Origin of the sequence: Bacillus cereus group sp. BfR-BA-01441 (assembly GCF_022663075.1) — a bacterium.
Lineage (GTDB): Bacteria > Bacillota > Bacilli > Bacillales > Bacillaceae_G > Bacillus_A > Bacillus_A cereus.
Genome location: NZ_JAKUEU010000018.1, coordinates 60444 through 80230, shown reverse-complemented (window position 1 = coordinate 80230; position 19787 = coordinate 60444). Strand labels below are relative to the sequence as shown.

Here is a 19787-nt window from a genome sequence, read left to right as displayed (position 1 = left end):
TTCGAATGAAATTGGCTTTTCTAGTGGTTTGTATCCTGCCGGTGTTTCTACTTCTACTAACTCATACTTTCCAATAGGTAAATCTGAAACGTTTGCTTTTCCTTCTTTATCCGTCGTTACTTTTGCAACTACTTTTCCTTTTGAATCACGTACTTCAAATACAACATTTTCTAATGGAGCTTTACTATCTTTATCTATTTTTGTTATCTCTACATTCCCTGTATCCACCATTTCATTTTCTACTTTCAATGATAGGACCTCGGTCATGCCTTTTTTGATTTCAAATGATACTGGTTTTTCTAACTTTTTATAACCAGGTAAACTTTCTACCTCTACTAATTCATACTTTCCTACAGGTAAATCTGAAACATTTGCTTTTCCTTCTTTATCTGTCGTTATTTTCGTAACTTCCTTACCCTTTTCATCTTGTACGATGAATGTTACTCCCGCTAACGGTGCTTTATTATCTTTATCTATCTTTATTATCTCTATATTTCCCGTATCTACCATTTCATTTTCTATTTTTAATGATAAAATCTCGGTCATACCTTTTTTTATTTCAAACGATACTGGCTCTGTTAATTTCTTATAGCCTGGTAAACTTTCTTTCTCTACTAATTTGTACTTTCCTACTGATAGATCTGAGATTTTTGCTTTACCATCTTTATCTGTTTTTACTTCCTTTACTACTGTTCCAGCTTCATCTTGCACTTCAAAAACTACGCCTTTTAATGCTTTTTTGCTGTCTTTATCTATTTTTGTAATTTCTACTGAACCTTTATCTAACTGTTCATTTTCTACTTTCAACGATAGGACTGTTGTCATACCTTTTGTAATTTCGAATGATACTGAATCTGTTAGCTTTTTGTAGCCTGGTAAACTTTTCGTCTCTACTAATTTGTACTTCCCTACTGATAAATCAGAGATTTTTGCTTTACCATCTTTATCTGTTTTTACTTCTGTTACTACTTTGCCTTGCTCATCTTGCACTTCGAAGACTACGCCTTCTAATACTTTTTGACTATCTTTATCTATTTTTGTAATTTCTACTGAGCCTTTGTCTAACTGCTCGTTTTCTACTTTTATTGCTAAAGCTTTTGTCATACCTTTTTTTATTTCAAATGGTACTGGTTCTGTTAGCTTTTTATAACCTGGTAAGCTTTTCGTCTCTACTAATTTGTACTTTCCTACTGATAGATCTGAAACATTTGCTTTTCCATCTTTATCTGTTACTACTTTTCTTACTACTTCATCTTTCTCATCTTGGACTTCAAATTCGACACCCGCTAATACTGCTCCGTTTTCTTTGTCCACTTTTGTAATTTCTATATTACCTTTGTCTACCATTGCATTTTCCACTTGTATTGGGAATATGCCGTCCCCTGTTACATTTACTTCGAACTCTGCTTCTTTTAATTGGTAGCCTTCAGGCGCTTTCGTTTCTTTTAAAATATATTTCCCTGGTGCTAACGGTTTAGAGATTGCCTTACCATCTTTATCTGTAACAATATGTTCGACTACTACACCGTCTTTTACTATATCAAACTCTGCATTTGCTAATGGTTTTTCACCATTTTCCGAATCAATTTTCTTTACTTCAATTTGACCCTTTTGCATAGTATTTTTAATTTCAATTGTTTTTGTTTCTCCAGCTTGAAGTGTAACCTCTACTGGACTTGTTAATTTTTGATATCCTTCTGGTGCTACTGTTTCATATACTTTATACGTCCCAGGAGCTAAAGGTTGAGGTACTGAAAAACCTTTTTCGTCCGTTTTCAGTTTTGCAACAACTTCATTTGCACTATTTCGGACTTCAAATTCGGCACCTTTTAACCCTTTGTTCGGATTCTCAGAATCTATTTTATGAAGCGATACTGTACCATCTTTTGGAGCTTCAGGCGGCGTAATAGTTACTTCTTTTGATGTTAATGTTTTATCATCAAAATGTAATTCCGCTTTATTAGGAATCTTCTTATCTACGTAAGAAGATAAGTCTGCATCATTTTTAATTTTCGCCTTGATACTAAGATTAATTATCTGGTCTTCATACGACTTATAGTCAAAACTCTCACCAAACGTAAATGTTACTTCACTTCTTTGTTTATCTATATTTAACGTTCCTTTAGAAGTAATATCTTGGCCATTTTGATCATACACTTTTGCCTCTAATACTTCTAAAACATCTTCTAAATCATCACGAATTACCATTGATGTGTATTTAGGAGGATCGTTCGGTATATGTGTACCAACTTGGTATTGAATCACTTGATCCATTTTTGTTAACTGCTCATTCTCTACAAGCTTGCCATTCTCATCAACTATATTTTTTTCAATGCTAGGTGGATTATTGTCACCTGAACCGGATCCTCCCCCACCACTTACAAATACTTGTCCTACTTTTTCTTCAGTTTTAATATTTTTACCTTCTAATTTCACAGTATTTTTATGAGGCTTCGCAGCAGGATTTGTAACCTTTGTTTTATATCTTAAAATATAGCCTTTTGAACTGTCTGGAAACTCAATTGTAAATCCAGCCTTTGTTGCATTAATTTTAATGTTAGATAAATCTGCTGGCTTAATATTTGTTGGTGCATAACCATCTTCAAATACAGCCTCTTCTAATACTACGCTGTCTGTAATTAACTCATGCCCAGGTCCTAATGTATCTGTTAATTTAAGATCTTGCATTTCTGTTCCAGTTGCATTTACATATACAAGCCAATCAGCAATCGAAGGATCTTCTTGATTATAAGAACCCCATTTCAATAGATTATCTGTATTGGGCTGTGGCTTCGGTCTCTCTGTCGTATTACTTACATTTACTTCTTTATTGACGATTTGACCATCAACGTTAAATTCTAATGGAATTTCTTTAACACCATCATATGCTTCTAGACCAAAGTAGAATTCTACGAATAAAGAACCTTTAATGTTATTCTTTCCTTCTACGTAATCACCCATAGTACACGTTAATAGACCCTTTTTCATCTCACATGTACCAACTGTTTTTCCTTCAGCATCTTTTAAAGGAAAACTCATATTCATAAGGTCTTTTCGAAACTCTTTTGGCATATCAATTGTGAATTGATCTCCACTTTTTATTTTTTCTTTAGCTGACCACTTCACTTCTACTTTCATACCATCTGAGGCTTGATACGGTTCAGATGTCGTGCCATCAGTACGGGAAATATTAATTTCGTCCACTGGACTTTTCATCACAGCAGCTTGAATAACTGGAGCCCACACATTCAGCACTGAAAATAATACTAGAAAAACTAATGAAACCATTGAAATATGTCTTTTAGTACTTTTCATTTGCATAGTTCCCTCCTATTTTTTATATTTATATAACAAAAAAAGACCGTCCGGTTGCATCAAAAATGTGCAACCAGACGATCTTAGTAACCAATATGTATTACCGTAGACTCTAAGCTTTGCGGCCTATCCTTTCGAATAGTGTGCTAAAAATATCTTTTATTCTTTTTTTGTTTCATTTTCCTCTTAAACCAAATATTACTATACCGTCTGGACGGTTATAATTCAATACTCTATAAAATTGTTCTATTTTTCTAATAAAAAAAACAATTCACCACTACATTAAAGAAGCAATGGTGAATTATTTTCGCATTATATAGTTCGCATATTCTATTTATACGAATTACTAATAAGAGCTTGAATCACTTTTTCTCTTAACTCGGGGCTTAGTCTTCCAACCCCTAAATATTCCGAATACCATAATCCATCTGCTGCTAATCTAATAATTGTTGCACAAACTGAATCTATCTCATCATTTTCTATATTCTTTTGCAGTTGCTGAAATGATTGTTGTAATGGCTCAAGTAATTCAGGTTTTAACATGAATGCTGCCATCATACTACTAGACAACTCTTCTGTTCTTCTCTCATTATTTAATCTTTCCTCTACAAAAGAGCGAACCCATCTCCCTTTCCTCTCTGCGTCTTCCGCTACTTTATTGTAAATGGCCCCTTCATAATCCTCTACCCCTCTGACTATCATACCTTCTATTAAAGCTTCTTTATTTGAAAAGTGATACAATAATCCACCTTTACTTACACCCGCCTCTTTTGCCACTGCTTCTAAGGTTAATTTAGCAACCCCTTTACATTGCACAATTTGAGAAGCGGCCGCCAAAATCTTTTGCCGCGTTATGCTTATACTCATTCCTTTTTAAAACCCCATTTCTACTAAATTTATATAAATACGAATCTTATTTTTAATATTGTTGATTACTACTAAGTATTTTCTTTATACAACAAAAGCTTCATTACCTTTGAATTTTTAGTTACTTATTCTATTAAAAATTTCCATATCATTCAATATGATAACATTAAACACACAAAGCTGACTATACATCTATACTTTTGTATTTATTGAAATTATATCCATAAACACGAAATGTATAAAAATTGATTATCCTTATACATCTAATCTATAATTTAAAGAGGTTTATATTTTCATAAAAATAAAGTGAAATTTTATAAGTATGATTCCATTGAAAAAATTTTCTATTAGTTATTTCATATGCTTACTGTTTTTTTCTATCATTGTGAATGTTTTACAGTATACAAGCGTTCCAAATTATGCGGATTCATGGAGGCCGATTTGGGTATCTATTATTATGCTTTCAATTCTTGGAAGTATTCCTGTTCTTATCGGTTGTTTAATAGGCGAATTTTGTTATAGAAAAATAAAAGGAAGTCACGAATTAAAAATCGGTATTCCTTTATTTATAGTGTTAGGTATTTCCTACAATCATTTCTTCTTTATGTTGTTTAACGACCGATATTTTCTATCCTTTAATTTAGAAGCCTTTTTGGAAACAGGCCTACCTATTACGTTATCATCTTTATTATTTTACCTTATAAGACGCCGTTAATTCTTTCATCATTACATAAAAAAATGTTATTACTCTTGTTACATCGAGTAATAACATTTTTATTTAAATCTATTTAACTAATTTGCTTCCAACTAGTATCCTTCACATCTTCGCTAGTCAGCTTTCTAACTGATTTCACAAAACATTCCTCGCAAGCACCAAATGCAATAAAATTTTTCTGTGCTTGTCTTAACGAGACTTCATTTGCACCGCCTTCAAAGTCAGGATCGTTAAACTGTACCTCATCATCTTCCCAGTAACATATATTACAAATTTCATATGTACCTGGTGGTTCTTCTTCTATTGTTCTATACCCGCAGCACGGACATGTATATTTCATTCTGTTACTCCATTATTCATTTCTTTTTTCTCCCATATATTCCGGCCCATAAAGAATGTAACAGCGCAAATCATAGTTATTACCATGAAAGTAGTATTAGAATCCTCATATGTAGTTGGAATTCCAACCGTTACAGAAACAATACTAAAAGCTAAAAGTAAATATAATAATAAAGATAGAATATAGCTTAGTCTAAATCGTAAAATGATACCTCTAAACAATAGCTCACCAAGTAGACAGCCACCTAAAATAATAGGTACTCCGAAATACAATGTAAGGACTCCCATTTGCGCAGTAGATTGAATTATCTTTCCAATTATGTTCGGCGAAACCAGCTCACTATTGTTTCCCATCCTATCATATAAATCAAGTGCTGTTGCTGAAATAAAGAAACTTAATATAGAAAATGAATACGGTATTAAAAATTTGCTCACTCTCATTCACCTCGCTTTTTTTGTTTCACATATATTATTCATTACTTTCACAAAAAAAATAGCCCTCTATGCTAAAACATAGAGGGCATAATTTTTATATAAAAACCTATACCTTATCCTGAAATCCCCCCTAAACAGAACATCTAAACTATCTGTGCCCTATATTCTTTAGGGAATAGGTGGTTATTAGAAAGTAGTGCCTTCTTTTTTATAATATTCTTTTGAAATCTCTTCATAAAATGCGGCTGATGTCGCGTAGAAATACGGTGCTAACCATAAGAAACCGATTCCTATAGTAAGAATACTTAATATGAACCAGCCTAAGAAACTTAAGCATAGTAAAAAGTAATCCATTTTATGTCCATTCATCATATGACGACTCTCAGTAATCGCTTGATTCGCTGTATATTCTGGATGATCATTCAAAATAAAATATGTCATAGAATAAGAAAATGATTTAATAATACCTGGAATAATAAGAAGTAATGTCCATAGAGTCAAGTATACATACATTAGTAAATATGTTAAAAACGACTTCATCAACTTACTTCCATCGCTAAACCATCTAAATATATGACCAATGCGAGCATCAGTCCCACGAATTGCATTTAAAACAAGATAATAGGCACCTATTGTTAATGGACCAATAACAAGCATTACTATAATACTTACTGTAAGTGAATCACTTGCCTCTTCCCAACCCCAAAATATCGAGAAAATACCTGTTGTTAGCATTTCAACAGCTCCAATAAGGATTCCAATTAATAAAGTTGCCCCTACCGCTAATCCCCATCTTCCTTTTAATGCATCAAGTGCTTCTCTTTTCAACTGACTTATCATATATAACCTCCTAATACTATTTATATTTTAGTATACCATTTATATCAAAAATTCCATAGATTTCCCTGAAATAGAAGCATACTCCTTTTTGCATACGTATTGATACATGTGTGCTGTAGTTGTACTAATATATGGATTAAACGACTCTTTTCCCTATAACAAAAAAGCTTGCCCTTCATAATAGGCAAGCTTTCTCAAGTTATTTCTCACTTAACTTCTTCTTATACCAATCCTGCATTCTCTCCGCATCTTCTACTCTCGTATGCTCTATTTTGTAACTAGATGATGCACTCGAAAACTTATACGTACATAAATCCGCACGGCGCTGGAAATATGATTGTGTCTTCTCCATTGATTGGACGTGTCTTCTTCTAATAAGTCCTGTATATTTTCCGACGCTACGATAGACAAGTGTAATTTGTTCTCCGTTAACACTGTAACCATTTGTTTTAAATGTTGCGTATCCAAGTGTAAAGATAAGGATTGCGAGCGGTAATAATGCCCACATGATGTAATACTTTTCAAAGTATATGCTTATTCCAGTAAGTGGGATTGCGAGCATAGCGAAAAAGATGAAACTATCAATGAGATAACGGCGCAATGCTGCTTTTGGTAACGAAGTAATATTTGCATTCAGTTCGTATGGTAATTGTAAATGCGCGAGTAACTGTTGCACTCGATCTTTTCGAATGATAGGATGAAGTGTAACTTTTTCTTTTTCGTCATCCGTTCCCTTACTTTGAATGACTTCTACTTGCACAGCACAATAACCGAACGGTTGGCGTAAAATACCTTCTTTTATCGTAATCCCTTGAATACGGTGCAATTTTAGTACGAGTTCTTTTTTCTCCAGTAATCCTTGCGAAATACGGACTTCGTCATTTCTTCGATTCACTGTGAAATCTCCATGTTTTAGCGCATAACCAATTGTCGATATAATCCACGAAAGGACGAGCAAAATGGCTATCATAAAAATCCAGCCATATATATCATGTTCCATTACATACGACTTTACGCTATTCTCTATCCATTTCGGAATGTACTCATCTACTTGGTGATACACAAAAAAGATTAATGAGAATAATAATCCAAATTGACCAGATGTAACAGAGGCTATTAAAATCTCTTTCCACGTTAATTTGTATTCTCTCGCTTGTTTTTCCTCTGTAATGATTTCTTTTACTTCTACTTCTTCTGATGTTTTTTCTACTTTCAATTCTGAAGCCGGCTCATTTAACATTGCGATAAGCTCTGTCGCTTCTTCTACCGTAATTCCAGCTAAGCTAACTTCTGCTTCATCGCCCCCGCCAGCTGTTTCAATCTGAATTTTTTTCAAACCGAGCATTTGATATAGTACGTTAGAACTTGTATTAATCGTTTGAACACGTTCTTTATTTAAGTAGCTCTCCTTTTTCACAAAGAGACCTTGTTTCACATGTAATACGTTATTTTCAACCCAGTATGTTGTGTAATACCATTTTTCAAACGCTGAAAAAACGGTGAGTAAACCAAATGCTGCGGGAATTAAATACCAAAACGGGAATTTTCCGTTTAAGCTAAACATGAAAATAATGAGTGGTATAAAGTCTGTTATTTTTAACTCTAATAACATCGTGATTGGATGCTGCCTTTTATACATCCTCATCACTCACTTTCGCTAATTCTGCGATTTTCGTTTTCAACATTTCAGCTTCATACATCGTTAAACCTGGGATGCTATGAGAAGTTGCTGCTGTTGAAATGTGTAATTCTGCTAATCCGTATTTTCTCATAATTGGCCCTTGTTCAATCGTTACGTGCTGTACACGAATCATCGGCACTAATACACGCTTAACAACGAAAAGGCCATGCTGAATTTCAAGTTCTTCTTCATTTAGTTGGTAGCTGTAATAACGTTGACGTAGTTTCGGAAACGTAAAGTAATCAAACGGTGTATATACGATTGTTAATCCGATGAGCACATAGAAAATCCAAGCCCACCAATTAAACTTAATCATAAAGAAAAGATATGCAAAAATGACTATAATACTGATTCCTAGCTCAATTAAAGAACGCGCTTTCCACACCTTGACCATGTCAGGGTGAATTTCATTTTTCAATGGATCCATGTAACCACTCCAAATCTAGTAATCTAATATATGAATACTCTCAATCTATATTTTACGTAACTTTACAGAAAATTGGAATTTAATCTTCTTTCTTCTCAGGAATAAAATATCCGAACCAAAGTAGCCAAATGAAACCGATTAACTTCATCCAATTTCCATCCGCTTGAAAAGCTTCAATCATACCTGGTATTTTATAAACCCCAATAAATCCAAGAAAACCGAGCCACCAGTTTTTTTGCATTTTCATTTTTACTCCTCCTTCATTACGTTTTTCACATTTCGAATCCAAATTTCTTTATACTTTAACTGGAATCCCATGAGCATATAGTTGCTCATATTATCGATCACGAGCGCTAGCGTATGAGCATTTTCTTCCGTTTCATGTTGTGACACAACGCCCAGTCTCGCGCCTTTCTTCAATAAATCATGGAAACCATGCAAAAAATCCTCTTGTATTTCAAATAAACGTTTCTGATACTTTTCATTTCGCGATGCAGTTACGATAAATTCATTGATAACGCGTAGTATTCCTTCTTGCCCTTCATACTCAGAGAGCATATGTAAACCATCTGCGATTAGCTTTTCTGCAAAGTTTTCTTTCGTATACCGCTCTTCATTAAAGTATTTTGTAAAATGATAATCAGAAAAAATCTCTTCAAATAAAAAATCAACTAACGCTTCTTTAGAAGAAAAATGATAGTAAATAGCCGGTTTTGAAATACCTACCTCTTTCGCAATCATGGAAAGACTCATCTTCTCAATGCCGTGTTCTGCCATAAGTTTAAATGATGCCTCTACAATGTTCTGCGATGTTTGTAAATTCTTCGTCATACTGTACCTCACTTATTTTTACTTACCGGTCGGTAAGTAAATTATAAAACAAAACGAAATGATTTTCAATTTAGTTAGCACTACAGAAGGTATTTATTGGAAAATACAGAAAGTTATAAAGTAAAAGCAAGATATAACAATAAGGAGAATATCATATGGGACTTGGTGGTAATGGCGGTAGTGGTGGTAATGGCGGCGGTGAAGCGGGACAAGCTGGTAAGAGCGGATTTTCATTAATCATTGTACTTTTTATCGTATTGATTATAGTTGGAATTAGCTATATCGGACTTAGCTTCTAAGAAAAGGCGTCCTACATTACATATGTAGGACGCCTTGTTTTTAATCCCTATTCAGCAATCGCATACGATAACAATTCATCGTCACTTCTCCAAGTCGTTGTAATAATTGATAGTTCGCATATGCGCCGACCGGGGCACCGATTACTGGGACGAGCTGAAGCATTTTTGCTAAATCGATATAGTCTCGGTATTCTGTTTGGAACTTTTCCCAGTCCATATGATTTTCTTTTTCTGTATCCCACGTTTCGATTGCTTTCCATATTTCTTTTCTGTGATCGTCACTTGAAAAGGCAAGTTGAAAAACATGAAGGATAAAAAGACGCTCTTCTTGTTTACTCGTATCAAATCCGTACAATGTCGCTGCATCGAATAAAAATTTAATTTTAATTGTAAGTAAAAGCGGAAAGTCAGCAAGACCGAGGAGAATACCACCAGCTCCAGTCCCTGCTCCTTCTGCCGCTGCTATTTTTTTGTACTCATCCATTTTTTTACGAACTTCATCGTCACGTCTTTGCAGTGACCATGTCGTCTCTTTTAGCTTCGGCTTTATAAAGTTTGACCCGGCGCTAATCGTTTGCACCATCATACGAATCGTCTCTGTTAGTACCTTTTGTACTTTCGCCGGAATGAGCTGTTGCACCTTCGTCTGCACTTTTTTGGAGAACCGTGTCATCATAGAAGAATCTTTCATGAATGTAGCTTTCCACTGCTCCAATTCTTTTATAACCTTCTCTTCGTATGTAATCATAGGTTCATTCCTTTCAATTTAAACGCTCAATGCGCTTCGCCCCGTATTGGTAAACGAAACCGATACTAAATAATATGCTTACGATAAGTAAAATTCCTGTCATCATGAAATCTTTCGTTGCTAGTGCAAATATAATTGTAAATATAACGCTACCTGTAATAAGAATTGCATTTAATAAAGTAAGAAAATCTTTCTTCTTCTCTTCTCCGCCTACTGGGTACAAATCAAGCCAAATTTTCATGCGGTGATGTTTCCATAAAGTTAATAGCTGATAACCGATTAAGTATAGGAAGATAAGGCTTACGATAAATCGTCCATATAAAAATGGAATGAAGTAAAGAATAACTCCGCCTAGAGCGAGCAGGCGCACATATAATCCAAAATAGTTACCTGATCTTAAAAATGTTCTCGTATATAAGTATAAATATGTACGCTTTTCGCCGATTATCGAAAGAATGAAATCCAGCCATTTTCGGCGAGATACTCTTTCTTTTAATGCTGGTACATCAACGAACATATTCGCGATGCGGTACAGCAGCATCATCTTCTTACCTTCTTCGGAAATTAAATACTCCCAGTTTAGTGGCTTTCCTTTGACCATTTGATGCATGATAGCAAGGTATAACACCATGAGAAGGACGATTCCACCAATGAAAAGAACTGAAGTACGTTCTACAAGGAAATATACAAATAAACCGTTTAGGATAAAACGAATAAACCAATCAGCCCTTTGTATATTTTGATCTGTTAAAAATGACTTTTCCCACGCTACAAATAAATTCCACGCTTTTACAATGACAAATGCGAGTACGATCCATATGTAGCCAGCTCCTGTTTGCTTCATTTGTTGGAAGTATAACGGAGCAAGCGCAGCTGCTACGATTGCGATTATGTATAACTGAATCATAAATGTAAAAAGAAATGCCTTTGTGAAGTAAGGTTTTAACTTTTCTTCAACTGGCAGTAAGTAAACGAGATCCGCTTCTTTTAATAACGTTTGAATGGATCCAGCCGTTAACACGAGTCCAATTAATACTGCCATTACGAGCGCAGTTGGAAACGAAGATGTTAACGTTTGTAACCATTGCTGGTAATAATACGCTCCCGCACCGATGATGAACACGAAAATAAATTTCAAATGATCATTAAATACGTATTTACTATATGTACGAACTTCTTTTAGAAATTGACGAAATCGTTCTTTCCATAACGCTGTGCTATTCATAATCTTCTTCCTTCGTTAATGCAATGTAAATATCATCTAACGTTGCACCTGGCATATTAAACTGTGATTGCAGTTCAGATAGAGTTCCCTTCGCTCTTACTTCACCTTGATGCAAAATAATGAACGAATCACAATAACGCTCTGCCGTCGCTAAAATATGTGTGCTCATTAAAATACCGGCACCACTCTTTTTCATTTGGTCCATCATTTGAAGAAGGGATTGAATCGCTAACGGGTCTAATCCAACGAAAGGTTCATCTACTATGTAAAGAGATGGCTCCACTAAAAATGCGCTCATAATCATTACTTTTTGTTTCATCCCTTTTGAGAAATGAGATGGAAACCATTTTAAACGATTTTTCATACGAAACTCTTGTAGTAGTTGTCCTACACGTTCTTCATATTGTTTTTCATCCACGCCATACGCCATAGCTGTTAATTTCAAATGCTCTTCTAACGTTAATTCATCATATAATACCGGCGTTTCCGGAATAAATGAAAAGCTAGAACGGTACGCTGTCATATCATCACGAATTGTTTTCCCATTAATTGTGACAGTTCCTTTTTTCGGTTCCATTAAACCGATAATATGTTTAATCGTCGTACTTTTACCAGCTCCATTTAAACCAATTAAGCCGACAAGTTCGCCCTTATTAACAGAGAACGAAACGTCTTTTAATACAGGTCGTTTCGTATATCCTCCTGTAACATTTTCTACACGCAATAACTCGCTCATACGACACCACTTTCTTCATTAGTATTCATTCTATATTCATCTTACCAAAAATTATGCTGTACTACATAGTATCCATGTACTCAAAAAAAATTTTTAAATTTATTAGCATATAATTTCCCGAAAGCGGACATCATAATTATTGAAGAAGGAACACATTGAAAAAGCAACCACCAATTGATGAGTACAACAACATAGTGAAGTCATCATGAAATGGGGTGTCCAAGTTGGACAATGAAATTTACACATAACCAGATCATTTGTTTCATTTTCGAAACGGGGTGTCTCTGAAAGAGCATATACTGTTTTAAAAAATAAACAATTTCATTTTAAAAAAGATTGCAATTCATTTCACTTGAAAATGGGGTGTCTACGGCAGAAACTTTAGCCGATTTACCGTGCATTTCTTAAATAAATGAGGTGTCTGCGAAACGTAAATTACGATAATGCTTTTTCAATCCCTCTTCAGAAAACAGGAAGCTGAGTCAGCTTCCTGTTTTTCGTGTTTGTTCTCTTATGTAATTATGGTAAAATACGGCTAAGGATATTTGAAAGGATGAGATCAATGAATCATACAGCAGACAATTGTATTTTTTGTAAAATCATTGACGGGCAAATCCCTTGCTCAAAAGTATACGAAGATGAACATGTGCTTGCATTTTTAGATATTAGTCAAGTAACAAAAGGACATACTCTTGTTATTCCGAAAGTTCACAAACAAGACATTTTTGCGTTAACGCCAGAAATCGCATCACATATTTTTTCTGTCGTTCCAAAAATCGCAAATGCGATTAAAACAGAGTTTAATCCAGTTGGCTTTAACCTACTTAACAATAACGGTGAAAAAGCTGGACAAACTGTGTTCCACTTCCACCTTCATTTAATTCCACGCTACGGTGAAAAAGATGGTTTCGGTGCTGTTTGGAAATCACACCAAAATGAATACACTATGGAAAATTTACAAAACATCGCAAGTACAATTGCAAATAGTGTGAAATAATGACACTATAAGAAGGCGTAATACATAACAAGCCACTTCCCTAAAGTCATCAAATTCCGCATGGCTTGTTTCTTCACCTAAAATGCTCAGGGATGATTGTTTGTGCATAGCACATACAAGAAAGATATGCATATTTTTTCACATCATGAATACGAACAAAAAATAAGGAGGTCTCCTTTTATGTCAAAAGCTAAATCCTTTATTACAGGTGTTATTTGCGGCGGAGCAGTTGCTGGACTAGCCGTTCTTTTCTCAACTCCTTCTTCTGGTAAAGACATGCGCGGCAAGTTAAAAGAAAAAGGAAATGATATTAAAAAGACTTTAGCTGATATTACAGCTGATACGAAATTATTAAAGCGTCAAATTGTTGAAACTGCTTCAGAAGGTAAAGAAGTGTTTCAAGAACTAAAAGATGACATGCAAGACACGCTTTCTAATTGGAAACAAGATATTTCTCAAAACAAGCGCCATATTGAGAAAGAAATTTTGGACATCCAAAAGTCAATTGAGAAACTGCAAGAAGCTGTTCCAGAAAAAGCGTAAACAAATTCCTGCTTAGTTTTTTGCATATAACAAATATTTTTTATATAAATTGACCTTGACACGGCATATCGTATAGATATGCCGTGTTTTTATGCATTTACAATATATGTTATCAATTAACATGTAAGGACAACGCATGTATTCACGACTCATAAAACGCTTCCATAGTTATGCATGATTTGTATAGAATGTCATTTTGTTAAAAAATTTTCACAATTCTTACAAAAAGACTTTATTAATTTTTATTTTACTGGCATAATAGATAGTAATGAAAAAGAATGTTAAAGTGGGTGAGTAAATGAAAAGTGGAGAAAAAGATTACTCGGTAAAAGAAGCGATGATTTTCAGCCAACGCATTGCTCAATTATCGAAAGCGTTATGGAAATGTGTAGAGAAAGATTGGCAGCAGTGGATTAAACCTTACGATTTAAATATTAATGAACATCATATTTTAACAATCGCTTATCATTTAAAAGGGGCTTCTATTTCTGAGATTGCTAAGTTTGGAGTTATGCACGTATCAACGGCATTTAACTTCTCTAAAAAGCTAGAAGAACGCGGCTATCTTGTATTCTCAAAAAAGGAAGATGATAAACGAAATACGTACATTGAAATTACAGACAAAGGGGAAGAATTACTACTTCGCTTAATGGAGGAGTATGATCCTGAAAATAATTCAGTGTTTAATGGGGCTCTTGCACTTCGTAATTTTTATGGGAAGTTCCCAGAAAATATCGAACTGATTGCAATCCTGCGTAATATTTACGGACAAGACTTTATCGATATTTTTGAGAAATCATTAGAAGATATTGAAGAGAACTTTACAGAATCCGATCAAAAGTTAGTTAAGAAATAATCTATTTATTTTTTCGCAATCATGCTTAAGAATTCATTCATAAGCGGCTTAAATAAACCCTGTTTTGCTAGCGCTTCCGCAGTTTCGTGTACTTCGAGCTGATGTGGAAGCGCTTTTTCAAATTGATCTAACAGCGCATCGAACAAAAGAAGCCCTTCTGCTTTCTCCACTACATATTGCTCGTTCAGTTTTTCACAAAGATTTAGTATACGTTCAATATCTTTTTTACGAGCTTTTTTCTTTATGATCAAAGAATAAAATGGACACTTCTCTTCATCAATCATTTTAAATAGTAGGTCTACATAGTATTCAGCTTGTTCTAATCTTCTAACAACGTCCATTTTCTCCCTCACTTTCTAACACAAAGTCTTCTATTTCTGAATTTTGTAACACGAACAAAATATCGTGTGATACAATATATGTATATGTATTTTAGCCAAAAGGAGGTCTCGCCTCATGACACTTATAACAGTTGTTTTTGTCGCATTTGCACTTCTTGTTATATTTTACACGAATTTCATGACACATACACTGTGTGAACGAAAACAAATAGCTGCGAGCCGCCAGCCCGGTGTCTTTCGGGTTATTAATGTATGTATAACAATTTTATTAATTTCTAGTTATATAGAAATTATATTTCATGGAAAGTGAGGAAGGAAAGCCCCTTCCTCACTTTTTTCCTCTATAAGCAAATTATACCTACAATAACCAATAAAATAAACAGTACAAGTAATAAAATAAGTTGAGAATTCATCCCCATCCCCTCCTCTATTCTGTATATGCGGCATACGCCCAATATGGCACACTTTCAAAATCTGACACGTGCTGGTTAATTTTTCTTTATCAATATGAAAACGGTTCGAAATATGATATATTAAATTTTGTACATATTGCTTATACTATAGAACAAAACATTCATCAAAACTTTATCCTCAGCCTCGGTAAGCCCTGTTAAGCGCGCTTTACCAATATAAAAAAGCAAAAGTATCAGTGAGACTTAATCGGGCTCTTATGAATCAAAATTCATTGGTGTAGGATAAATTAAAAATACATAATAGTAGGAGTGTTTATCGAATGAAGAAAGCTATGCTTGCCTTAGCCGCAACAAGTGTAATCGCATTATCAGCATGTGGAACATCATCATCAGACAAAATTGTTACATCTAAAGCTGGTGACATTACAAAAGAAGAATTCTACGATCAAATGAAGACACAAGCTGGTAAACAAGTACTAAACAACATGGTTATGGAAAAAGTACTTATTAAAAACTACAAAGTTGAAGACAAAGATGTAGACAAAAAGTTCGATGAAATGAAAAAACAATACGGTGATCAATTCGATACACTATTAAAACAACAAGGTATTAAAGAAGAAACTATAAAAACTGGTGTGCGTGCTCAATTAGCTCAAGAAAAAGCTATCGAGAAAACAATCACTGATAAAGAACTAAAAGAAAACTACAAGCCTGAAATTAAAGCAAGCCACATTCTTGTAAAAGATGAAGCTACTGCGAAAAAGGTAAAAGAAGAACTTGGACAAGGTAAATCTTTCGAAGAGTTAGCGAAACAATACTCTGAAGATACTGGTTCAAAAGAAAAAGGCGGAGACCTTGGCTACTTTACTGCTGGTAAAATGGTTAAAGAATTCGAAGATGCTGCTTACAAGCTGAAAAAAGATGAAGTAAGCGAACCTGTGAAATCACAATTCGGTTACCACATCATTAAAGTAACAGACATTAAAGAACAAAAACCATTTGATGAAGTAAAAGGCGACATCAAAAAAGATCTAGTTCAGAAGAAAGCACAAGATGCTGCATTCATGAATGATCTTATGATGAAAGAAATCAAAAAAGCTGACGTAAAAGTTGACGATAAAGATTTAAAAGATCTTTTCGAAGAGAAAAAAGCTGACGATAAAAAAGAAGAAAAGAAATAATGAAGTAAAAAGCTTGGGCTTAGGCCCGAGCTTTTTTATGTATCCTCTTCGTTAACGAAAGTTTATTTTTTCATTCGTTTAACTAAAACCATCTTTTATGCATTTCACTTAAAAACATTTCTGTAATTTTAAATCCAGAACTTTCTCCTATAATAGAGTCAATCCCGCAATGCGGACAAATTGCTGTGTTATCATCATCCCACCACTCTGTAATTTTTTCTGGATGGAAAATTTCTAAACAATAGAAACAACCACATATAACATCCTTTTCTAAGTACTTTTTATTACGAGAACAAAAACGATGTGCTTCCTCAAAATATTTTTGCATCAGTATCCCCCTATTCCTGATTTTCTTCTTTGCTTTACTTACATTCTCCTCAATAAAATTGCAATTCTTCCTTAAAGAAAAACACAAAAAAACCTTGATCCACGCCACGCAGAACCAAGGTTTATCTTATTATCATTGATTAAATTCAAAAACTATGTTAAATTAGTACAGAAACACGCTTTCTAAAATAAAAGGAACGTATTTATCCGTATTTTAATTGTACACCAAAACACATCTTCAGTCAACCTCTATTTTTCACTTTTAAAGGAGTGCTTACCGTATGAACAAAAAACTTGATTTAGAGCAAAAAAGATTGGATACCGTAATCGAGACAATTACGGAGCAAATTGATAAACTGGAAAACGAAACTGGCAGACGCCGGGCAGAAGTAATCAATATTCGTAAACACTTTTGGGATGATGTGAAAGTGAACACGGATACTTTTGATGATTATCTTGAAACAGTTATCAACTTAAGACAACAAGCTCAGTCACTAGCTGTCACACAAATTACCCATAAGCATACCTTTAATCGACTTGCCGCATTAAGACGCATGCATAAAGCACCTTATTTTGGACGAATTGATTTCAAAGAAGAAGGAGAATCTGCTGCGGATCAAATTTATATCGGTGTTGCTACACTTACGGATGCTAGCGGAGAAAACTTTCTTATATATGACTGGCGCGCACCTATTTCGAGTGTATACTACGATTATCCACCAGGACCAGCTGAGTACAGTACACCAGGAGGCGTAATCCACGGTAATGTGGAGAAAAAATTACAATACATTATTCAAAATGGCGAGATTGATTCTATGTTCGATACGAGCCTTACAATTGGCGATGAAATCTTGCAACAAGCGCTCGGAAAAGGTACGAACAAACATATGCAAAGTATCGTCGCTACAATTCAGCGTGAACAAAATGAAATTATTCGTCACGATGAAGGCCGACTCCTTATCGTGCAAGGAGCTGCTGGTAGTGGTAAAACGTCAGCTGCCCTGCAGCGAATCGCCTACTTACTATATAAATATCGCGAATGGCTAAAAGCGGATCAAATTATTCTCTTCTCCCCTAACTCTATGTTCAATAGCTACGTTTCTAACGTACTACCTGAACTCGGTGAAGAAAATATGCAGCAAGTGACATTCCAAGAATATTTAAATCATAGACTGAGTAAGTCATTTGATGTTGAAGACCCTTATGAGCAATTGGAATATATGTTAACTGAAACGAATAGCCCTACCTATAAAACGAGAAATGTGAGCATCCGATTTAAAGCATCCACTCAATTTTTCGAGATGATTAGAGCGTACAGACAATCTCTTGAATCTTCAGGCATGCTATTTAGAGGAATGAAATTTAGAGGAAAACTGATTGCCTCAGCTAAAGAAATTACAGAGCAATTTTATAATACTGACTCCTCCCTCCGCTTCCATAGTCGAATTGAGAAGTTAACGGATTGGCTAAATAAGCAAATAGATGCACTTGAAAAAGCAGAACTGAAAAAACCTTGGGTAGAAGAGGAAATTGAATTACTTAGTAAAGATGAATACCAAAAGGCTTATAAATATTTACAGAAAAAAGGCGAGTTTGACGACAACTCCTTTCAAGACTTTGAGAAAGAAACAAGAGTACTTGGGCGTATGATTGTCCGTAAAAAAATGAAGCTGCTTCGTAAAGGCGTTCAAACATTGCGTTTCATCAATTTCACAGGCATATATAAACAGCTCTTCACAGATGCATCATGGGTTACTGGGGAAAAACCGAAAGAGTGGGATGACATTTGCTCATTAACAGTAAACATGCTTGATGAAGGAAAGCTATATTACGAGGATGCGACTCCATTTTTACTTTTAAAAGAATTAATTGAAGGCTTCCAAACGAACAGATCGATTAAACACGTACTCGTAGATGAAGCGCAAGATTACTCTCCGTTCCAGTTCGAGTTTTTAAAACGTCTCTTCCCTGCTGCAAGAATGACGGTACTCGGAGACTTTAACCAAGCGATATTTGCCCATGCGAGTGAAACGGTGAATTTCGATACACTTACGAATTTATACGGGCCAGACGAAACAAACGGCATTAACTTAACTCGTAGCTATCGCTCAACAAAACCGATTATTGAATTTACACGTGCTCTCGTACCGGAAGGGAAGAACATTCACGCCTTTGAACGTGACGGCGCGAAACCTACAGTGACGAAAGTAGCTAATCACAACGAACTACACGAACATATTACTGCTAAAGTTGCTGCACTACAAACAGAGCAGCACAATACGATCGCAATCATCTGTAAATCCGCAGCTGAAAGCGCCGCTGCCTATGAAGCACTTAATCATATCGAGAATATTAAACTTGTGAAAAGTAACTCAGCCGAGTATGAGCAAGGTATTGTCGTGATCCCTGCTTACTTAGCGAAAGGTATCGAATTTGATGCTGTTATTATTTACGATGCATCTAAAGATGTGTACAGTGATGAGAGCGTTCGTAGATTGTTCTATACTGCTTGTACGCGCGCAATGCATGAATTGCACCTTTATTGTGTTGGCGAGGTTAGTCCTTTTGTACTTGGGGCTGATTCGGATAGTTTTGAGCTTATTACACCTTGATGACAATCAAGGTGTTTCTTTTTTTGCAGGACTTACACCTTTAAAGTAGAATATATCAT

At 34.8% G+C, this 19787-nt stretch carries 22 protein-coding genes and 1 riboswitch; of the genes, 8 read left to right on the top strand and 14 right to left on the bottom strand.

The features are described from left to right. Positions 1 to 3321, bottom strand: a 3321-nt coding sequence (locus MR107_RS10550) for a SpaA isopeptide-forming pilin-related protein (RefSeq protein ID WP_242292350.1), incomplete at its 3' end; no start/stop codon positions are given. A 59-nt stretch (positions 3322 to 3380) separates the two neighbouring features. Further along, a riboswitch (cyclic di-GMP riboswitch) is annotated at positions 3381 to 3473 on the bottom strand. 172 nt (positions 3474 to 3645) lie between these two features. Continuing rightward, the gene (locus tag MR107_RS10545; RefSeq protein WP_075677646.1) at positions 3646 to 4182 is read right to left on the bottom strand and encodes a TetR/AcrR family transcriptional regulator; all 537 of its coding nucleotides are present in this window, start codon (positions 4180 to 4182) and stop codon (positions 3646 to 3648) included. Positions 4183 to 4513: 331 nt separating this feature from the next. On the opposite strand from MR107_RS10545, the gene MR107_RS10540 reads away from it, so the two are divergent. Further along, complete coding sequence (locus MR107_RS10540) at positions 4514 to 4897, top strand: hypothetical protein (protein WP_242292351.1); 384 nt, start codon at positions 4514 to 4516, stop codon at positions 4895 to 4897. 73 nt (positions 4898 to 4970) lie between these two features. On the opposite strand, the gene MR107_RS10535 is transcribed toward MR107_RS10540, so the two are convergent. From MR107_RS10535 to MR107_RS10505, 7 genes are all read right to left on the bottom strand, one after another. Beyond that, positions 4971 to 5237, bottom strand: a complete 267-nt coding sequence (locus MR107_RS10535; RefSeq protein WP_242292349.1) for a CPCC family cysteine-rich protein — start codon at positions 5235 to 5237, stop codon at positions 4971 to 4973. Then, entirely contained in the window at positions 5234 to 5677 is a 444-nt protein-coding gene (locus MR107_RS10530) for a hypothetical protein (RefSeq protein WP_002025431.1), read from the bottom strand. Before MR107_RS10530 ends, MR107_RS10535 begins: the two co-directional genes overlap by 4 nt. Positions 5678 to 5857: 180 nt before the next feature. Continuing rightward, positions 5858 to 6511, bottom strand: coding sequence for a DUF975 family protein (locus tag MR107_RS10525; RefSeq protein WP_000625399.1), 654 nt, complete (start codon positions 6509 to 6511; stop codon positions 5858 to 5860). A 199-nt stretch (positions 6512 to 6710) separates the two neighbouring features. Continuing rightward, complete coding sequence (locus tag MR107_RS10520) at positions 6711 to 8150, bottom strand: PH domain-containing protein (RefSeq protein WP_242292348.1); 1440 nt, start codon at positions 8148 to 8150, stop codon at positions 6711 to 6713. Beyond that, positions 8143 to 8619: a PH domain-containing protein gene (locus MR107_RS10515; RefSeq protein WP_000371345.1), complete on the bottom strand. Its 477-nt coding sequence runs from the start codon at positions 8617 to 8619 to the stop codon at positions 8143 to 8145. Before MR107_RS10515 ends, MR107_RS10520 begins: the two co-directional genes overlap by 8 nt. Positions 8620 to 8698: 79 nt before the next feature. Then, entirely contained in the window at positions 8699 to 8866 is a 168-nt protein-coding gene (locus tag MR107_RS10510; protein WP_000783813.1) for a hypothetical protein, read from the bottom strand. A gap of 2 nt (positions 8867 to 8868) precedes the next feature. After that, a complete protein-coding gene (locus MR107_RS10505; protein ID WP_000164838.1) occupies positions 8869 to 9450 on the bottom strand; it encodes a TetR/AcrR family transcriptional regulator in 582 nt (193 codons plus the stop codon). A gap of 155 nt (positions 9451 to 9605) precedes the next feature. On the opposite strand from MR107_RS10505, the gene MR107_RS10500 reads away from it, so the two are divergent. After that, complete coding sequence (locus MR107_RS10500; protein ID WP_000522759.1) at positions 9606 to 9749, top strand: YjcZ family sporulation protein; 144 nt, start codon at positions 9606 to 9608, stop codon at positions 9747 to 9749. A gap of 40 nt (positions 9750 to 9789) precedes the next feature. Here MR107_RS10500 and ecsC read toward each other — a convergent pair whose 3' ends face one another. From ecsC to ecsA, 3 genes are read right to left on the bottom strand one after another with little or no spacing between them, the layout of a single operon-like run. Continuing rightward, positions 9790 to 10497: an ecs operon protein EcsC gene (gene ecsC / locus MR107_RS10495; protein ID WP_000634142.1), complete on the bottom strand. Its 708-nt coding sequence runs from the start codon at positions 10495 to 10497 to the stop codon at positions 9790 to 9792. Positions 10498 to 10510: 13 nt separating this feature from the next. Next, the gene (gene ecsB / locus MR107_RS10490) at positions 10511 to 11722 is read right to left on the bottom strand and encodes an ABC transporter permease EcsB (RefSeq protein ID WP_242292347.1); all 1212 of its coding nucleotides are present in this window, start codon (positions 11720 to 11722) and stop codon (positions 10511 to 10513) included. Then, positions 11715 to 12458 (bottom strand): ABC transporter ATP-binding protein EcsA, encoded by a 744-nt coding sequence (gene ecsA / locus MR107_RS10485; RefSeq protein ID WP_001292603.1) that lies wholly within the window; start codon positions 12456 to 12458, stop codon positions 11715 to 11717. Before ecsA ends, ecsB begins: the two co-directional genes overlap by 8 nt. Before the next feature lie 562 nt (positions 12459 to 13020). Here ecsA and MR107_RS10480 point away from each other — a divergent pair. The 3 genes from MR107_RS10480 to MR107_RS10470 all read left to right on the top strand — a co-directional run bounded on the left by MR107_RS10480 (position 13021) and on the right by MR107_RS10470 (position 14854). Further along, positions 13021 to 13455, top strand: a complete 435-nt coding sequence (locus MR107_RS10480) for an HIT family protein (RefSeq protein WP_001016841.1) — start codon at positions 13021 to 13023, stop codon at positions 13453 to 13455. A gap of 180 nt (positions 13456 to 13635) precedes the next feature. Further along, a complete protein-coding gene (locus MR107_RS10475; RefSeq protein WP_000030302.1) occupies positions 13636 to 13998 on the top strand; it encodes a YtxH domain-containing protein in 363 nt (120 codons plus the stop codon). A gap of 298 nt (positions 13999 to 14296) precedes the next feature. Continuing rightward, positions 14297 to 14854 carry an HTH-type transcriptional regulator Hpr gene (locus MR107_RS10470; protein ID WP_000834924.1) on the top strand — a complete coding sequence of 186 codons (558 nt, stop codon included), beginning with the start codon at positions 14297 to 14299 and terminating at the stop codon, positions 14852 to 14854. A gap of 5 nt (positions 14855 to 14859) precedes the next feature. On the opposite strand, the gene MR107_RS10465 is transcribed toward MR107_RS10470, so the two are convergent. Beyond that, positions 14860 to 15195: a DUF1878 family protein gene (locus MR107_RS10465; protein WP_000383655.1), complete on the bottom strand. Its 336-nt coding sequence runs from the start codon at positions 15193 to 15195 to the stop codon at positions 14860 to 14862. Positions 15196 to 15310: 115 nt separating this feature from the next. Between MR107_RS10465 and MR107_RS10460 the strand changes: the two genes are divergently transcribed. Both MR107_RS10460 and prsA read left to right on the top strand, forming a co-directional pair. After that, positions 15311 to 15505, top strand: coding sequence for a hypothetical protein (locus MR107_RS10460; RefSeq protein ID WP_000172690.1), 195 nt, complete (start codon positions 15311 to 15313; stop codon positions 15503 to 15505). Positions 15506 to 15928: 423 nt separating this feature from the next. After that, a complete protein-coding gene (prsA, locus tag MR107_RS10455; RefSeq protein ID WP_000710058.1) occupies positions 15929 to 16789 on the top strand; it encodes a peptidylprolyl isomerase PrsA in 861 nt (286 codons plus the stop codon). A gap of 82 nt (positions 16790 to 16871) precedes the next feature. On the opposite strand, the gene MR107_RS10450 is transcribed toward prsA, so the two are convergent. Next, the gene (locus tag MR107_RS10450) at positions 16872 to 17117 is read right to left on the bottom strand and encodes a cytoplasmic protein (protein ID WP_242292346.1); all 246 of its coding nucleotides are present in this window, start codon (positions 17115 to 17117) and stop codon (positions 16872 to 16874) included. A gap of 280 nt (positions 17118 to 17397) precedes the next feature. On the opposite strand from MR107_RS10450, the gene helD reads away from it, so the two are divergent. Next, positions 17398 to 19728: an RNA polymerase recycling motor HelD gene (gene helD, locus MR107_RS10445; RefSeq protein WP_242292345.1), complete on the top strand. Its 2331-nt coding sequence runs from the start codon at positions 17398 to 17400 to the stop codon at positions 19726 to 19728. Positions 19729 to 19787: the final 59 nt, after the last annotated feature.

Excerpts from the sequence above, each read along its gene's own strand:
- MR107_RS10545 (WP_075677646.1), bottom strand. The coding sequence starts at position 4,182 with ATGAGTATAAGCATAACGCGGCAAAAGATTTTGGCGGCCGCTTCTCAA.
- MR107_RS10535 (WP_242292349.1), bottom strand. The coding sequence starts at position 5,237 with ATGAAATATACATGTCCGTGCTGCGGGTATAGAACAATAGAAGAAGAA.
- MR107_RS10530 (WP_002025431.1), bottom strand. The coding sequence starts at position 5,677 with ATGAGAGTGAGCAAATTTTTAATACCGTATTCATTTTCTATATTAAGT.
- MR107_RS10525 (WP_000625399.1), bottom strand. The coding sequence starts at position 6,511 with ATGATAAGTCAGTTGAAAAGAGAAGCACTTGATGCATTAAAAGGAAGA.
- MR107_RS10520 (WP_242292348.1), bottom strand. The coding sequence starts at position 8,150 with ATGTATAAAAGGCAGCATCCAATCACGATGTTATTAGAGTTAAAAATA.
- MR107_RS10515 (WP_000371345.1), bottom strand. The coding sequence starts at position 8,619 with ATGGATCCATTGAAAAATGAAATTCACCCTGACATGGTCAAGGTGTGG.
- MR107_RS10510 (WP_000783813.1), bottom strand. The coding sequence starts at position 8,866 with ATGAAAATGCAAAAAAACTGGTGGCTCGGTTTTCTTGGATTTATTGGG.
- MR107_RS10505 (WP_000164838.1), bottom strand. The coding sequence starts at position 9,450 with ATGACGAAGAATTTACAAACATCGCAGAACATTGTAGAGGCATCATTT.
- MR107_RS10500 (WP_000522759.1), top strand. The coding sequence starts at position 9,606 with ATGGGACTTGGTGGTAATGGCGGTAGTGGTGGTAATGGCGGCGGTGAA.
- ecsC (WP_000634142.1), bottom strand. The coding sequence starts at position 10,497 with ATGATTACATACGAAGAGAAGGTTATAAAAGAATTGGAGCAGTGGAAA.
- ecsB (WP_242292347.1), bottom strand. The coding sequence starts at position 11,722 with ATGAATAGCACAGCGTTATGGAAAGAACGATTTCGTCAATTTCTAAAA.
- ecsA (WP_001292603.1), bottom strand. The coding sequence starts at position 12,458 with ATGAGCGAGTTATTGCGTGTAGAAAATGTTACAGGAGGATATACGAAA.
- MR107_RS10480 (WP_001016841.1), top strand. The coding sequence starts at position 13,021 with ATGAATCATACAGCAGACAATTGTATTTTTTGTAAAATCATTGACGGG.
- MR107_RS10475 (WP_000030302.1), top strand. The coding sequence starts at position 13,636 with ATGTCAAAAGCTAAATCCTTTATTACAGGTGTTATTTGCGGCGGAGCA.
- MR107_RS10470 (WP_000834924.1), top strand. The coding sequence starts at position 14,297 with ATGAAAAGTGGAGAAAAAGATTACTCGGTAAAAGAAGCGATGATTTTC.
- MR107_RS10465 (WP_000383655.1), bottom strand. The coding sequence starts at position 15,195 with ATGGACGTTGTTAGAAGATTAGAACAAGCTGAATACTATGTAGACCTA.
- MR107_RS10460 (WP_000172690.1), top strand. The coding sequence starts at position 15,311 with ATGACACTTATAACAGTTGTTTTTGTCGCATTTGCACTTCTTGTTATA.
- prsA (WP_000710058.1), top strand. The coding sequence starts at position 15,929 with ATGAAGAAAGCTATGCTTGCCTTAGCCGCAACAAGTGTAATCGCATTA.
- MR107_RS10450 (WP_242292346.1), bottom strand. The coding sequence starts at position 17,117 with ATGCAAAAATATTTTGAGGAAGCACATCGTTTTTGTTCTCGTAATAAA.
- helD (WP_242292345.1), top strand. The coding sequence starts at position 17,398 with ATGAACAAAAAACTTGATTTAGAGCAAAAAAGATTGGATACCGTAATC.